Source organism: Bradyrhizobium sp. Kon58 (assembly GCF_055807455.1).
On the sequence record NZ_JBVVOT010000152.1, the window covers coordinates 1 to 457 of the forward strand.

Consider the following 457-nt stretch of genomic DNA (forward strand, 5'->3'; position numbering starts at 1 on the left):
CACGCCGTGCTTGATGCCTTCGACGATTTCTTCAACCGGTACGCCGTAGGTTTCTTTGATGTCGCCGCCGTACTGGTTGATGATCGCCAGCCACTCCTGCGGTACCGAGGAAGAACCGTGCATCACCAGGTGGGTGTTGGGGATGCGTTTGTGGATTTCCTTGATGCGGTCAATGGCCAGTACGTCGCCGGTCGGTGGCTTGGTGAACTTGTAGGCGCCGTGGCTGGTGCCGATGGCGATGGCCAGGGCGTCCACTTGGGTCTTCTTGACGAAGTCGGCGGCTTCTTCCGGGTCGGTCAGCATCTGGCTGTGATCCAGCACGCCTTCGGCGCCGATGCCGTCTTCTTCACCGGCCATGCCGGTTTCCAGGGAGCCCAGGCAACCCAGTTCGCCTTCAACCGACACGCCGCAGGCGTGAGCCATGGCCACGGTTTGCTGGGTAACACGTACGTTGTAT

The 457-nt window shown here is 60.8% G+C and carries 1 protein-coding gene; it reads right to left on the reverse strand.

The window, feature by feature from the left end; genetic code table 11:
- The coding region (locus tag AC0L20_RS39900; RefSeq protein ID WP_473295651.1) for a class II fructose-bisphosphate aldolase at nt 1-457 on the reverse strand (457 nt) is incomplete at both ends.